This is a genomic window from Pseudarthrobacter sp. TE3704 (assembly GCF_056279405.1).
Genome location: NZ_JBWCCJ010000001.1, coordinates 359,157 through 373,371, shown reverse-complemented (window position 1 = coordinate 373,371; position 14,215 = coordinate 359,157). Strand labels below are relative to the sequence as shown.

General features: G+C 60.8%; 11 protein-coding genes and 1 pseudogene. 6 read left to right on the top strand and 6 right to left on the bottom strand.

Going from position 1 to position 14,215, the window contains the following annotated elements:
• The first annotated feature begins 43 nt into the window (after positions 1-43).
• The 4 genes from ACZ9BC_RS01790 to ACZ9BC_RS01775 all read left to right on the top strand — a co-directional run bounded on the left by ACZ9BC_RS01790 (position 44) and on the right by ACZ9BC_RS01775 (position 3,854).
• Positions 44-742, top strand: coding sequence for a ThuA domain-containing protein (locus ACZ9BC_RS01790; protein ID WP_476244466.1), 699 nt, complete (start codon positions 44-46; stop codon positions 740-742).
• Positions 727-1,851, top strand: coding sequence for a Gfo/Idh/MocA family protein (locus ACZ9BC_RS01785; RefSeq protein ID WP_476244465.1), 1,125 nt, complete (start codon positions 727-729; stop codon positions 1,849-1,851). The genes ACZ9BC_RS01790 and ACZ9BC_RS01785 overlap by 16 nt, the downstream gene beginning before the upstream one ends.
• A gap of 510 nt (positions 1,852-2,361) precedes the next feature.
• Complete coding sequence (locus tag ACZ9BC_RS01780; RefSeq protein ID WP_476244464.1) at positions 2,362-2,781, top strand: hypothetical protein; 420 nt, start codon at positions 2,362-2,364, stop codon at positions 2,779-2,781.
• A 506-nt stretch (positions 2,782-3,287) separates the two neighbouring features.
• On the top strand, positions 3,288-3,854 hold the full coding sequence (locus ACZ9BC_RS01775) for a recombinase family protein (RefSeq protein WP_476244463.1): 567 nt from the start codon (positions 3,288-3,290) through the stop codon (positions 3,852-3,854).
• Positions 3,855-4,068: 214 nt separating this feature from the next.
• Here the strand turns inward: ACZ9BC_RS01775 and ACZ9BC_RS01770 are convergent, their stop codons facing one another.
• Together ACZ9BC_RS01770 and ACZ9BC_RS01765 are read right to left on the bottom strand one after the other, a co-directional pair.
• On the bottom strand, positions 4,069-4,848 hold the full coding sequence (locus ACZ9BC_RS01770) for a hypothetical protein (protein ID WP_476244462.1): 780 nt from the start codon (positions 4,846-4,848) through the stop codon (positions 4,069-4,071).
• Between the two features lie 868 nt (positions 4,849-5,716).
• Positions 5,717-6,409, bottom strand: coding sequence for a hypothetical protein (locus ACZ9BC_RS01765; RefSeq protein ID WP_476244461.1), 693 nt, complete (start codon positions 6,407-6,409; stop codon positions 5,717-5,719).
• Between the two features lie 209 nt (positions 6,410-6,618).
• Here ACZ9BC_RS01765 and ACZ9BC_RS01760 point away from each other — a divergent pair, with 209 nt between their 5' ends.
• Both ACZ9BC_RS01760 and ACZ9BC_RS01755 read left to right on the top strand, forming a co-directional pair.
• Entirely contained in the window at positions 6,619-6,822 is a 204-nt protein-coding gene (locus tag ACZ9BC_RS01760) for a hypothetical protein (RefSeq protein ID WP_476244460.1), read from the top strand.
• An 818-nt stretch (positions 6,823-7,640) separates the two neighbouring features.
• Positions 7,641-7,814 (top strand): annotated as a pseudogene (locus tag ACZ9BC_RS01755) (type III polyketide synthase); the annotation flags it as partial.
• Positions 7,815-8,081: 267 nt separating this feature from the next.
• Here the strand turns inward: ACZ9BC_RS01755 and ACZ9BC_RS01750 are convergent.
• From ACZ9BC_RS01750 to ACZ9BC_RS01735, 4 genes are all read right to left on the bottom strand, one after another.
• Positions 8,082-9,350 (bottom strand): ROK family protein, encoded by a 1,269-nt coding sequence (locus ACZ9BC_RS01750; protein WP_476244459.1) that lies wholly within the window; start codon positions 9,348-9,350, stop codon positions 8,082-8,084.
• Positions 9,351-9,737: 387 nt separating this feature from the next.
• Positions 9,738-11,282, bottom strand: coding sequence for a family 43 glycosylhydrolase (locus ACZ9BC_RS01745; RefSeq protein WP_476244458.1), 1,545 nt, complete (start codon positions 11,280-11,282; stop codon positions 9,738-9,740).
• A gap of 68 nt (positions 11,283-11,350) precedes the next feature.
• On the bottom strand, positions 11,351-12,649 hold the full coding sequence (locus ACZ9BC_RS01740) for a C-glycoside deglycosidase beta subunit domain-containing protein (protein ID WP_476244457.1): 1,299 nt from the start codon (positions 12,647-12,649) through the stop codon (positions 11,351-11,353).
• A gap of 4 nt (positions 12,650-12,653) precedes the next feature.
• Entirely contained in the window at positions 12,654-14,180 is a 1,527-nt protein-coding gene (locus tag ACZ9BC_RS01735) for a GMC oxidoreductase (RefSeq protein ID WP_476244456.1), read from the bottom strand.
• Positions 14,181-14,215 lie beyond the last annotated feature (35 nt).

The window sequence follows — 14,215 nt, the reverse complement described above, 5'->3', positions numbered from 1 at the left end:
GCCGGCCCTCAGCGTGCCGGTGGATAAACAAAGGAAATCCTCAATGACAGATCGCAAGAATGCCTTGGTGGTCCGCGGCGGCTGGGACGGCCATCAGCCCTACGAGGCCACCGAGCTCTTCATTCCCTACCTCAAGGACAACGGCTACGACGTCCGCGTGGAGGAATCACCCAAGGTCTACGCCGATGCCGGCTACATGGCAGGCGTGGACCTGATCATGCAGTGCATGACCATGAGCACCATCGAAAAGGACGAGTTCGCTGGGCTGCGAACCGCCGTGGAAAACGGCACCGGCCTGGCGGGATGGCACGGCGGGATTGCCGATTCCTACCGGAACACCTCCGACTACCTGCACCTGATCGGTGGCCAGTTCGCCTGCCACCCCGGCAAGCATGCTGATGAGTGCGTCGGTGAACAGTCCGACAACTACGTGCCCTACACCGTGAACATGGTGCCCGCAGCCGCGGAACACCCCATCACCAAGGGCATCCCGGACTTCGACCTGGTCACCGAGCAGTACTGGGTTCTCTCGGATGACTACATCGACGTCCTGGCCACCACCACCCAGAAGGTCCGGGAGTGGGACCCCTGGAACCGCGAAGTCACCTCACCGGCCATCTGGACCCGCCAGTGGGGCAAGGGCCGCATCTTCGTCGCAACTCCCGGCCACCGTGTCGAAATCCTCCAGGACACCAACGTCCGCACCATCATCGAAAGGGGCCTGCTGTGGGCAAGCCGTTGAAAGTAGGAATCATTGGCTGCGGAGCCATCATCGCGCAGTACCTGGCCAGTTTCCGGAAACTCGGGGACGTCCAGCTGGTGGCGGTGGCGGACCTCGACCCCGGACGCGCCCAGGCCGTCGCGGAACAATACGAGGGCGTCCGGGCCGTCTCCGTGGAATCGCTCCTCGCGGCGGACGACGTCGAACTCGTCCTGAACCTGACCATCCCGGCGGCGCACGCCGAGGTGGCACTGAAGGCCATCGCCGCAGGCAAAAGCGTGTACGGCGAGAAACCCCTTGCCGCCACAACCGGCCAGGCGCGCAAGGTGCTGGACGCAGCGCGCGAGGCGGGCGTCGTCGTCGGCTGCGCTCCTGACACGGTGCTTGGCACCGGCATCCAGACCGCCCGCAAGGCGATCGATGACGGACTGATCGGCGCCCCCATCTCCGCGAGCGCCACCATGGTAACCCCAGGCCATGAGCGCTGGCACCCCAACCCGGACTTCTACTACCAGCCCGGCGGCGGACCCCTCCTGGACATGGGCCCCTATTACGTGACCGCCCTGGTCACCCTGCTGGGCCCCGTCGTCTCAGTCATCGGCGCCGCAAGCCACACCCGCGATGAGCGGACCATCGGCTCCGGGCCGCGCCAGGGCGAAAAGGTCCCCGTGAATATCGATTCCCACGTGACCGGCGTCCTGGTACACGCCTCCGGCGCACTCTCAACCCTGGTGATGAGCTTTGACGCCGTGAAGTCCAAGTCGCCGAACATCGAGATCCACGGCGACCGCGGATCGCTGGTTGTGCCGGACCCGAACCACTTTGACGGCGACGTCCAGCTGTTCGCTCTTGGCGCTGAAGAATGGGAAACCCTTCCGGTGTCCGCCGGGTACGTTGACGCCGGACGCGGCTTCGGCATCGCGGACCTTGCCTCCACACCACAGGACGCCGAGCCCCGGGCCGGCGGAACCCTGGCTTACCACGTCCTGGAAGTGATGGAGTCGGTCCTCGAATCAGCCCGCACCGGCTCGACGGTGCCCATCACCAGCACCGTTGAACGGCCGGAGAGCGTGGAACTGACTGTCCTGACCGACGATGTGGACGCGCTCCAGCCCCAGGAAGCTTCCTAGGGCATGGCCTATACAGCCGGGACCGCCTCGCGACCCCCAGGCTTAGTGGGAAGGTCGGCGGATTCGCCGGGTTCAAGCAGGCAAGTCTTATCGAGCTGCGATTCACCAGTCTTCGGGCTCGGCCTCAACCGGCCTTATGTGAAGCTAGTGGGCTGAGGCAACCAGGAGGGGCCTCCCCGAGTTGCCTAGGTCTCGTCGAAGCGGGCTCGCTTTTCCGAAGCGCAAAGATCGTCCGGTACGCCGATATCTGAAGACGTGAGGCCTGAAGGGCTAGAGTCATCGGGGCGCGCAGTAATCGATCAGAGAGGCTACGGCATGGACCCGTACCAGCAGAATCAACCGCCATACCCTCCGCAGCAGCCGTACCCGCCCCAAGGGCAATACCCGCAGGGGCAGTATCCGCATCAGCCATACTATGGTCCACCTCAGCCTCAGTGGCACGTTACTCCGCCTCCACAAAAGAAGAATGAGAGCAAGTTCTGGTGGATACTCGGGGGCATCGTGATAGCCGTGACTCTGCTCGCCATCCTCGGCTTCGCTGGATGCTCCGCTCTCGCGCAGGAGATCAACGGAGGCGGAGGCTCGCAGGAGGAGAAAGCCAGTGCGATGCTCGCGCGCGTTGACAATGTTCCGGAAAGCGACTGGGTGGTGAGGTTCCGCGATGATCCCAATGTTGACCCAGGCTGCCTCTCCATCGACACCTCTTGCCTGAAGCTCACCGCGGGATGGTCAGTCGACCACCCGGTGAGCCTCGCAGACGCAGCCAACCGCTTCGGGATGGAGGGAGTCGCGGAGGGACCGACCTCGGGCGACTACATCGGATGCATGAAAAGCGAGGACAACGGCTACAGCAGGGAGTCCCTCTGTGTAGATGAGTCGCCTGACGATCCAGGTACCTACCTCGTTACGATCAGGATGGAGCGCGACTAGCGTTCAAGCTGACCACTAAAAGCCCGTATCACCCTGTCCCCGGGCCTGGTGAATCCTGCCTATAGCCGAGGGGCGCCCACCTCCGGGGAACCATTTCGAGCGAGGCGAAGCTGGATGGTGCTGTGCTGGAAGCTTCGTGCCGCGACGACCCGACACGGTGCCCAGATGGATACGTTTCCCCAGCCAGCGTCAACGGATCCTGTGATTTTCACGATGAGGTTGCTGGCAGGAAATGATTATGGACGAGATTTAAAGCATGCGTCGCTTCTCACCAGCCTCGGCCTAGTCGGGCAATAGTCGCTCCCCCACCCCGAAACCGCCTACCCCTCACCACCGATAGCTGACGTTATGTAAAGCTGAAGGCTGCGTATTGCATCAGATGCATTTTTTCGGGGTTAGCCGGCTGGGTCATCTAAATTGGGGCTAGTTCCCGCATTCCGGCGGCTCTTGACGTGGTCCCTGAACGGGCTAACACTCGTTCTCAATACCGTCGAACGGAGGCCGGCGTGAAAGGTCAGCGCATCGGGTACGTAAGGGTCAGCACCCTTGACCAGAATGAGCAGCGCCAGCTCGAAGGCCAGGTCCTGGACCGGGTCTTCACGGACAAGGCCTCCGGCCGGGACACCGCACGGCCGCAGCTGACCGAATTGCTCCGGTTCGTCCGGGACGGGGACGCCGTCGTTGTGCACAGCATGGACCGGCTCGCCCGCAACCTCGATGACCTGCGCGCCCTGGTCCAAGGGCTCACCCGACGTGGGGTGCGGGTGGAGTTCCTCAAGGAGCAGCTCGTCTTCACCGGTGAGGACTCCCCCATGGCTAACCTCATGCTCTCCGTCATGGGTGCCTTCGCCGAATTCGAACGCTCACTGATCAGGGAACGCCAGCGCGAGGGCATCGCTCTGGCCCAGCAGCGCGGCGCCTACAAAGGACGGAAAAAGACGCTGACACCCGAGCGTGCAGCAGAACTGGTTGAACGCGCCGGCAGCGGTATCCCGAAAGTCGTCCTAGCCCGCGATTACGCAATCAGCAGGGAAACGGTCTACCAGTACCTCCGCCACGCAGCGTTGAAGTAGGCCCCTCCCCCGCGTTCCCAGATAACCCCGCGGTTTACCCTGCAGGGTCGTCCATCGAACTTCGGCGCTGACCTTGGCAGGAGTTTCGCCAAGGTCAGGCCGTCCGCCGGCATCGCCTCACAAACGCCAGGGGCGGTGTCCATGTGCGAACAGGCGGGAGGAAGGCGCCGTTCCCCCGCCGCGAAGTAAGCGGCGGGGGGTGGAGTCGCATGCTTTACTGTTCGGGCAACGTGTTGTCCCAGTGGTCGCGCCAGTTTCCGTACAGTCCATCGTTCAGGTCTGCAGAGGGGTGACGCCAATGCCGACCGCTGGTGGGTAGAGGCGGGAGTCGGTCCGGGTCCTGGCCAGGCGCGCAGGTGCCTGGGCGCTGGTATGCCGAAGGGGTTGGTGTCTTCCTGTGCGCTGACGTCGGCCTTGTAGGTTGTTGCTGGTGTGGGAGCTGCACAGGAGTTGGCCGCTGTGGAAGCTCCTTCCTCTGCCGCTTGATGTCCTCGAGGAGCCTGCCGACATCTTTGAAACCCACTGTGCCTTTGTGAATCTGGGAAAGGTCCAGCAGGTCGGTCTCCAGCCAGTACCTCCTCAGCAATGTTTCTTCTCCGGGGTATCCCATGCCTTCTGCCATGATGAGCGCGTGGCCGCCTTCGTCCAGAAGTAGTAGTCTGGCCACTTCTTGGGCGGCCGGGGTAGCTGCCCTGCCGTAGACATCTGCCAGGGCGCCCCAGGTGTGGAGTAGCGCATCGAGCAGGTATTCGTCTTTTAGCGTTTGCCGGACCTTTGAGTGGCTGAGCTCCAGAATGTCCATGACCAGCCCGTTGGGCATCGTCGCGGAGTGCTGCCCGCTAAGCCGCAAGAACGCATCGACCCTTGCGGCTGTAATGCCGTAGGCCCTTAGCCAAGTGAGTACCGCCTGAGACTGCCCGGTGCCCGGCCGCCGCTCCTCGATATAAGTCGCCGCGGTCCAGTTGATAAAGCGTGAATATGGATGTGATTTCAAGGTTGACCTCCTGTGTCTGAGGGCGTCTGCGGCGCCCGGAATTTTCGGATGAGGGCAAAAGAAAAGGACCGTCCAGGGGACGGTCCTTCGAGGGGTCATGATTTTGAGGCTGACTTAGGGTGTAGAGGTTGGCTCCTTTCAGTGCTTAAAAGAAAAGAACCCCTGCTGTTGCAGAGGTTCGAAGGTTGTTAAGGCAGTATGCGCCGTATGCCGTTACCAATTCAACGGTGATGTTCACATGGTCTGAAAGCTGGCTATCAGATGGCCCATATGAATCATGATGGCGGGTGGCGTCAATAGGTTTTTGGTTACACGTAACAGCGTAGGTTGTATCTACTTTTTAGGTTAGCAGCCGCCCCAAATTCAACTGTGCACGAAGATCATCCACAGTTTTTCTGGCCTTCGCAATGAGAAGACCCCTGCGGCATACAGGGGTCCTTCTTGAGGTATGCCCGATGTTCCCGCGACTTCCGTGTCACTTGCAAGTCGAGGGTTCGGTGACTATCGCCAGGCAAAATCAACGCCGCGGGGTCGGCTTGCAACTCCAGTCTTCGAGTGCTGCAGAATCGGATCTTGCACTGGGATGAGGGGTAGTTCCTTTAACTTTGACTGTACTGGATAGTGTCAAGTTTCTTGCGTACGCGCCTCGGGCCCTGGGCTGATGATCGCTCATTTCCCATGGGAGCATAGCCAGAAAAATGAAGGTGCGGACGGTCGTCTTGCATGCCTTTGGGATGGCTTGAATGTGGACCGATGCCGTGACATTGGCAAGGTCAACACAAGAAATGTCTCCTCCTTCTAAACCTAGAAAGGGCTCACCAAATCCGAGTGCGTACGGACAATTCCGCCGGGGGTCCATAAGCCCCTTCTACTGGCCTCTTCGCAGCTCGTTAAGGGCCTGCACGATCTCCCGCATCTTATGCAATTCTTCCGTTGGTTCCTTGAGCTTCACGCCGGCAGCGGGCTGCGGCGTTAGGCCGAGAACAGAAGGATTGAGATGAAAAGTCTCCACGTACTGGTGAGGATTGGGACCACTGCCGAAATAGTTGACCGTGAGGTCCACGGGGATATCAAAGCCGGCTGCCCCGCTCGAGCCGGCCTGGTCGCGCGGCCCCAGGAACCAATATGTCCTGATACTGGTATCGGGCGGCAAGATTTGCGGGTGCTCAAACATGGTCCGCAGGGCCTCGGTCAGCGTGTCCGACTCCGGCCACTCCGAAACTGTGATGGTCAGGTTACTTGCGGATGAGCGCCCGGAATTTCGGACAACGAGGTCCCAAGCGTTAAATCCTCCGATACTGGGAACGATCCTTGCGTAAACATAGGGCCGGGTCTGCTCTACGCTGTCCTTCTCCATCTGCTCGTGGGCCCGCTTGCTTTGATCTAGGGTGTCCCTGGCTACTCGCCAAGCAAGCACGGCGCCGACCAGAAGACCGAAGGACAAGATGGCGGTGGCGAGAGTTGCGTAGGCCGACAACCACGCAGCATCTGCGGCTGACTGGGCTATATCAGCCGAACGCCGGGCGAGCTCTTCGGGATCCGTATCAGTGATAATTTGCACGGGCCCAGCCTAGACCGGGCCGCGTCAGTCTCACGGGCAGCAGCAACGCGCCGCGGCCTATCCTGTACACCGTAATCGGACTCCAGCTCGGCAGGGCTTTCCCGTAGGCGACCCATGGACGAGATCCTGGACACTTTCATGTCCCGCGACGACAGCGCATAAGCGCGACAGGTACTCTGAGCAGCAAACACTTCGAGATGGGGGACGACATGGCTGATTCTGAGCTTGCATGCACGGTGGACGGCTGTGACTATGCCGGCACATTCCGCTTGGGCGCGGGAGACAGCAGTACCTACCTTGGCTGGATCCGGGAAGAGCACCCGAATCATCCGCGCAACCACTCCGCAGGCCCGCGAAATGTGAAGCCGAAGGAACTGGATCTGGAGATGGAGCTCGCCGGGACGGCGAGCTGAACTTCTAATCCGGCTGCTTGAATATCGACGGGGGATTCGTTGAGTAACTCATCTGACAGCTTTTCCAACAGCCTGGAAAATCTCGGCCGGACCGCAAGAGCGGCCTCGCCTGCCGCATATAGCTTTGGCCGCCTACGCTCCGAAGCTAGCGGCGGGGTGCCCCTCAACGGTGCTAGTTACCAGGCGGCTCCCCCGCCGCCGGCGCCCACGCGTTATCAAGCTGCGGAACAGCTCCAACATTTGGAGGAGACCAAGGTTCTACTCGCTGCACTAAACCAGACCATCCAAAACGCTGAGGAAGACCGAAAGCGCGTCGACCAAGATCGCACGCAACAGTCACTCTTCAACAAACGGATGACAATTGTGGCTATTGCCTTGTCCCTTGCAGCGGTCGTGGCTCCGTTCCTGATCTACTTCCTGGAGCACGGCTGGTGGTGGGAGGCTTACCGCCCGTAGCAGAGGCAGACTTGAGGTCAGCTCGCCGTTGAAAGCCGCTGGAACCTTCGGTAATTACTTGGACGGGATTACTGGGTGAGCGCAATGGCCGTCCCCAATGCTGACATCTGACAGGCCTGATGCTATGACCACGAGTAGAGATTCGTGATGCATGAGCGGATCACCGTTCCAGAGTCGGGGATGAACAAGGCAGTCACGAATTTATCCATGTCAGCTTTACAGAATCACAATTATCGGCGTTTTCTGGAGAGTCCGGTAGGAGCAGGAAATCAACCCAATCTGCAGCCTTCCACGGCAGGTGCATCGCGATGAATCCGCAGGTCAGCATTGTCTTATTTCGGGCGCTCGTTAAGAATGAGTCAATGACGGTCTATGTGCGATCACTTGAAACAGTTGTCCCGAAAACGATGCTGGTTCAGACAGAAGCCCGTGACGTGTTTGCGGCCCAACCCGGGTTGTCCAGGCTTGGCTCACGGCTGGTCAATACGTGTTTTGACTCGGCTGCCATCGACACGCGCTTCACCGCAGTGGAGGAAACCTTGTGTAGCAAGCCGTCCCCGCGATTTCCCCGCTAGCCCAAGCTCCTCAGCTCGCCAACTGACTGGCAATTTCTCCATCTATCCTGACAAGCCACACCCGTTAAACGAAGCCTCTGCCGCTCTTCACAAATCCCAAGGGCCAGCATTGTACTGCTAAGCGGCTTCAAACTCATGCCGGCACAGGTCGAGCCAAAGGTCATGATTCCTCCTTTGGAGACCCGGATGGCTGCTAGGAAAGCAACTTTACCTAATCTCTGTATCGGCTCACATTGCCAAGCGTTGGTTGACCCCATTGCGCGGAGGACGGCCGTCGGCAAACCAGCGTGGGAATGTCACATCGAACAGTTGCTCGCGCGCCAGTTCGGCTCCGCCTCGCAGGGGTTCTCGCTCGTCGTTGACGGACTGGAGAATCGCGAGGTCCCGCGTGGCGAGAGGCAGCGACAACTCGTAGACCCGCTGGCGGACTTCAGCAAGAAAGACCTCGCCAGCGGAAGCGAGGGCTCCGCCTATGACGATTACTCCGGGATTGAACATATTGACCAAGGCCGAGATGACTTCTCCTGTCACCCGCGCCGACTTTTCAATGAGGGCGATTGCCAGTGGGTCTCCATCGGCGGCGGCCAGGGTTATGTCCTCCGGGTTTAGGGGTGCTTTTTCGGCCCTTCTCGCGAGTGGTCCTTCGGCTCCCTCCCGGATGGCAAGCTCTGCGTCCCGCACCAAGGCCCACCCAGCCGCGACAGCTTCGAGGCAGCCAATCTTCCCGCAGCGACACTGTGCATCCGAGCCCGGGACTTTGACGTGCCCGATATCTCCTGCAGCACCATTGGCTCCGCGGTGTATCCTGCCGTCCGACAGTAAACCAACCCCGATCCCGGAGCCGATCTTGCAATAGAGCAAGTCCGCAAAGGAATTACGCTGTCGGGAGCGCTCACCAAGCGCCAAAAGGTTCACGTCATTGTCCACCCAGACCGGCGCGTTGAATCGCTGCTCAAAGGGGGTGCGGACATCGAAGTCATGCCAGCCGGGCATAATTGCAGGCGCAACTGGATGTCCGGTGGCGAAGTCAACAGGACCGGGAATTCCTACCACGACACTCCAGACCGGCCGCTTTGGGCCCTTCTTGAGTAAGTCGGTCACGAGGGACATCACCATCTCAATGGTTTCCTCAGGCCCGCGGGAGATGTCCCAGTGGCGATGCGTGTGCTCGAGTATGTCGCCCTCTAGCGCCGCAATTCCGACTTTGACGTGCAGCGCTCCTAGAGCGCAGACAACGATGAGTCCCTGTTCAGAGCGGAAGCGAAGGGTTCGGGGTTGTCGGCCGCCTGACGAGGCTCCGAACTCACCCTCACTCAAGTAGCCGATCTCGATGGCTCGGTCCACCCTTTGGGAAACAACGCCACGCCCCAAGCCTGTAATTTTGCCAATTTTCGGACGCGTGGTCGCTTCGCCGCTCCGCACAATGTTAACAATGCGCAACAGGCTCGTGACTTCATCCGTTTGGGCTCCAAAGCGGAGTGTGGACACTGTGGCCATGATGAAACTCTTCCATATCCGGCGGTACTGGGGCCCGTACTGCAACTAATGCCAAAGCCCCGCCTACTTATAATTGCACGCACTAAAGGCTGGACCCCTTCTCATTCATCAGGAGGCATCGTGGGCATCGTCATGCTGATTCACGAACTCCCCAGGCCGATCGAAAGCATCCTTCCACTCCGCCCGGAGTGGAAGGATGGGGCCGCCGTTAACGCCGGGAATGGAAACCCCTCCAGACGCTGCCTACGAGGCAGAGGGTCATTGTCACCCTGAGGGCTATCCGCTGACTACTGTGCTGGCTGCGGGAGGAGTAAAGCCGAGAGATTCCAAACTTATGAGCAAATCGCGCGTCCGGTTACAGACAGCGCGTACCCCAGTCCACAGCGGTTAGTCATGGAGTGCGGTGTACCTAAAGTTGCGAAACCGAGCGGTACCGTCACCGACAGCGAACAGCGCCGGTCGCAGGCTGAGCAGTTCGTCCGCTGTATTGGTGTTATATCCGGAGACTTCGAAACGCAGGCTGTGCCGGGACCATGTAATTCCGTCGGTGCTGTAATACTGCGTGACGATGTTCCGATCGTTGACGAGGCGAAGATGCAGTATCTGGGTTTGAGGGGCGGGTTCCCGCCAATAGTGCAAGTCGCGGCCGGCCCTGTAGGTTGTCATATTCGAACCGTCGTGGCCCATCCCGCAATAGAGCCGGTGGCTGTAGAAGAGGAGCAGTCCCGCCTGGACTTCTCCTGCCAGTTCAACTTCCACGCTCACTTCGTAGGCCAGGTCCCCGACGATGCACGTCAGCGGGGCACTGTCGGCAGGGGATGTGCCACTGGCCCGGAGAACGAGCCCGTCCTCAAAACTTGCTCGGGTGTATTCCTCTTTTGACGGGCTAAAGAACGTCCACTGGGTGCCGAATCGCGGTTGAGAAAAATCGTCCGAAAGCGCGATTCCGTGCTTGGCTGTTCCCGAGGGGCTGCCTCCTAGAACCGGCGCCATCAGCGGTTGGGATAGATCACCACCGGAGGCAACGGGCCAACCGTCCTCGTCCCACTCAATAGGCTGCAGCAGGGTCTGTCTGCCCAAGGTGACGAAGCTGTTCTCGTAGGCGTGGTACACCGCCCACCACTTGCCCCCTGGACCCTCGAAGAGGGTCGCGTGCCCCCGGTTCCACCACCGCTCTTTGGCATCCCAAGTCCGGATCAGAGGGTTGGCTGGGCTGTCTTCCCACGGTCCGTGAACGGAACGGGAACGGGCTACGGTCACCATGTGGCCGGTGGGCGGACCCGACGTTCCTCCTACAGCTGTCGTTAGGTAAAACCAATCTCCCCTCTTAACCAGTTTCGGTCCTTCGAGGGCATACGCTTCGGTGACCCAGTCGTCGGGGTACCGCCACCCGTCATACGCGTGTTCGATAGGGCCATCAACTGTAAGTCCGTCGTCGCTGAGGCGCACGACACTCACGCCGCTTAAGAAGAGGTAGCGCTCCCCGTCCTCCCCGACTATATGGCCCGGGTCAATGTATCCGGATATACCGACAGGAGTTGGTTGGCTCCACGGTCCGCGCATGTCCTCAGAATGGATAACGTAGATTTGCGCAGCGCCGGCTGGAAAAGGGGACATTGCTGTGGGAATCACAGGGATGTAAATGAAGTAGCGGCCCTCGTGCTTGCACATGTCCACGGCAAAGACATTGCCGATGGGTTTATCCAGAGCAGTTCCAACTGGCGTCCAGTTCAGCAGATCCCTGGAATGCCAGATGGTCAGGCCGGGAAATGCTTCAAACGATGAAAACGTCATGTAATAGTCGTCGCCGTCCCGGAGAATCGCCGGATCAGGATGGTCACCAGCGAAAATGGGGTTCAAAAATGTGCCGTCACCTAAGTCGGCTATTCGCTGGTTATCGAGACCTTGCGCGCTCATGGCTGCCACCGACATTGGACTCCTTCTTACCTGTGTACATATAAATTGTGCTCTTTCGAATGCCTGCGGCATTGCGTCTTGAATTACGCGTGCGGGCTGCTCTGAAGCTTGCGCACCAGGGCGTGCTGGCGGCGTACCTGGTCGCGTCCGCGGTAGGGTTCGCGCCGGCCTTCGTATTCGCTGGAGAGCCAGCCCTCCCAGTTGGCTTTCTGGAGAGTCTTAACGATTTCTGCCCATGGCACGTGCAAGTCCTGCAGGCTGTCGTCGATTTCGAAGAATTTCGCCTGGATGAAGTGGACGTGCGGGAGGATTTCGGCCAAATGGGACATCGGGACGGCCAATGGTTCGAGGAACGCAGGGCGCTTGCCCTTTTCCACTTCGATGCCTTCGTGACCGTCGTCCACGGGGGCTGTCTGGAAGATGCCGGTATCCACCAGGAGCTTGAAATGCTTTGAACCGGTCCGCTCGATAAAGTCCAGGTAGCCCTGGGTAACCGGATGTTTGATGGGCGTAGGGCTATGGATCTCGGGGCAGATGATGATGTCCAGGTCCTGCGCGAGGTCCAGGGACCGTTCGACTGCGCCCTGCCAGATCGGGTGGGGGTCGAGGTCGAAGGAGGTTACCCCGAACTTGGGGCGGACGGAGGTGAAGCCCAAGGCGGAGGCCAACCGGAGGTCCTTTTGAAGCTGGGCGGCACCTTCTGCTTCCGTGAGGTCCCGGTCGAACCACATGGCCGTGTCCACCCAGGCGCCATAGTTGCTGGGGACCAGTGAGTAGCGTTCGAGCATCTTGTGCCAGCCATCAATCCATGCAGGTGCGGGGGCGGGATAACCGGGAACATTGCCCTCGCCGAGGATCTCGATGCCGGTGGCTCCGATATCGGCGATGTCGGCCATGACATCCTCAAGGCTCATGGACGTATAGATGTCTCCCGAGTAGCTGTAGGTGGAGACACTGTGATTGATGCCTCCCGCCGGGGCGGGGGGAACGATGGTTCCCTTCGCCGTCGCCGGGAATGCCGACCGCGAGACGGCGGGCGGGAAGTACGGGCGGCGAAGGTACACGGTGACGTCAATGGTGTGTACGCCCGTGGACAGGCCGCCCGGCTTGGGCACGGTGATCACTGCGTATTCGTCCAGTTGCCACCGGACGTCCGTTGTCGACCGGAGGGCATCCAGGGTGAAGGTCTGCCCTTGGAGCGTCCACAGCGGGACATGGGACTCCCAGCGTTCGCCGTCCACGACGACGTCGATGCCGTCCAGCAGGCTTGCTGCGGTCCCGCGGTAGTTGGGGTTGCGGAGGACAATCTGGAAACCGGTCATCCGGCCGTTCTCCTCAACGTTTTTAAAGCCCCGGCTTTGGATGATGTTTCGTTCGAGCATGGCGTCAGTTCCTTTCGGCGTGGAGGCCGCGGACGATGTCGCGCGCCCCGCGGATAGCAAGTGCCACGGAGGTCAAGGTCGGATTGCAGGCCGTGGCGGTGGGGATGACACCGTTTCCGGCGACATAGAGTCCGGTGACGTCCCAGACACGCGAGTCGGGGGAGCAGACTGATGTGCCGTCGGGGTGTTCTCCCATCCGTACGGTGCCTTGGTAATGAAGTGATGCCCCGGGCGGGAGGGTCATCGGGTTCTCGTTCAGCGGTTCCCCCAGTGCTTCTGCGGCCCGGCGGACAGCCTTTCCTGCAGCAGCGATGGAGTTTTTGTCACGTTCGGTCAGCTGATAGTGGATGGTCATGGCGGGCATGCCGTAGGCATCGAGGCGGTCATCGTCGAAGGCCACCCGGTCGGATGCCTGGATGTCCTTTGCGCAAAACCAGCCAAGGCCAACTATTGACCCAGGCGCCGGTTCGTCGTCGTCTGCCAGGGCTACCGGTGACGCGTCGAGCTGCATTACCTGGCCGTGGAAGGGCTCCTCATCCGTGAAGGGCACCCAGCTCACACCGCTTTGCGGAATGATAGCCGTTCCTGTCGAGGGCATTGGAGCCGCTGTTGCCGGGACGTCACGCAACCTAACGGCAAATACCGTCTGCGGCTGGTCGTTGAGGTACCGGCCCAACGCATCCGGCCGTACTCCCGATGCCCACAGGAGTTGCGGGGTCCGCAGGCTGTCCCCGGCCACCACCACGCACCGTGCGGAGATGGTGTGTTCTTCACCGGAGAGCATGTCCCGCACGGAGACTCCGCGGACGCTCCCGCCTTCAACCAGTACCCGGGTGACCAGGGCGTCGGCGAAAAGCGTGTGGTTCGGGTTGGACCGGGTCGCGTCGCCGTAGACGACGTCCGACCCTGCCCAGGTCGCGGTCCCGTCATCCTGGATCTCTACCGCCAGGGGCATGATGCCCACCCTGCGGTCATCGGGGCGTCCATCGTCCAGCACCGTGCTGAGCCGGCGCCTTACCTCGTCGGCCATGGGGGCACCGGCAAAAGCTGACGTACTGACTTTCAGGAGCCGTTCACCTTCGCCGAGGAGGGTGTCAAGGTCGGTCAGGAACGGGATGCGTTCGCTGCCTCCGGGGCGCGGGCAGGCGGCGGTCCAGTGGGCACCCATGCCGCCGACGTTGCTTGACATCGCTGCGGCGGGAAGACCGTCCTGGCCTACTTGGCGGTATCCGGTGTCCAGCAGGTACGTCCCGGGGCGGACCAGGCGGGGCGGCCCGTCTGGTTCCTCAACGCCGGCGCCAACAAGGGAGGGCACCAGGCCCTGGGAGCGTTGCTGTGCGATGGACCGCTCTGCGGCGTCGGCAATGTTCTTGACGTGCAGCCCGGGCCGCTCGGCCAGTTGGGGTCCGACTTCAAAAGTGGCGATCACCGCTGTCGGGCTTTCTTCGCTGAGGATGCGTGCGTAAGCTGCGCCGGTGGGCCCGCTGCCGACGATGGCGACGTCCACGTGCCGGGGAAAAGTTCTGGTCATGTGCTGGTCTCTCATGGATAAGTTGGGCGCGGGAA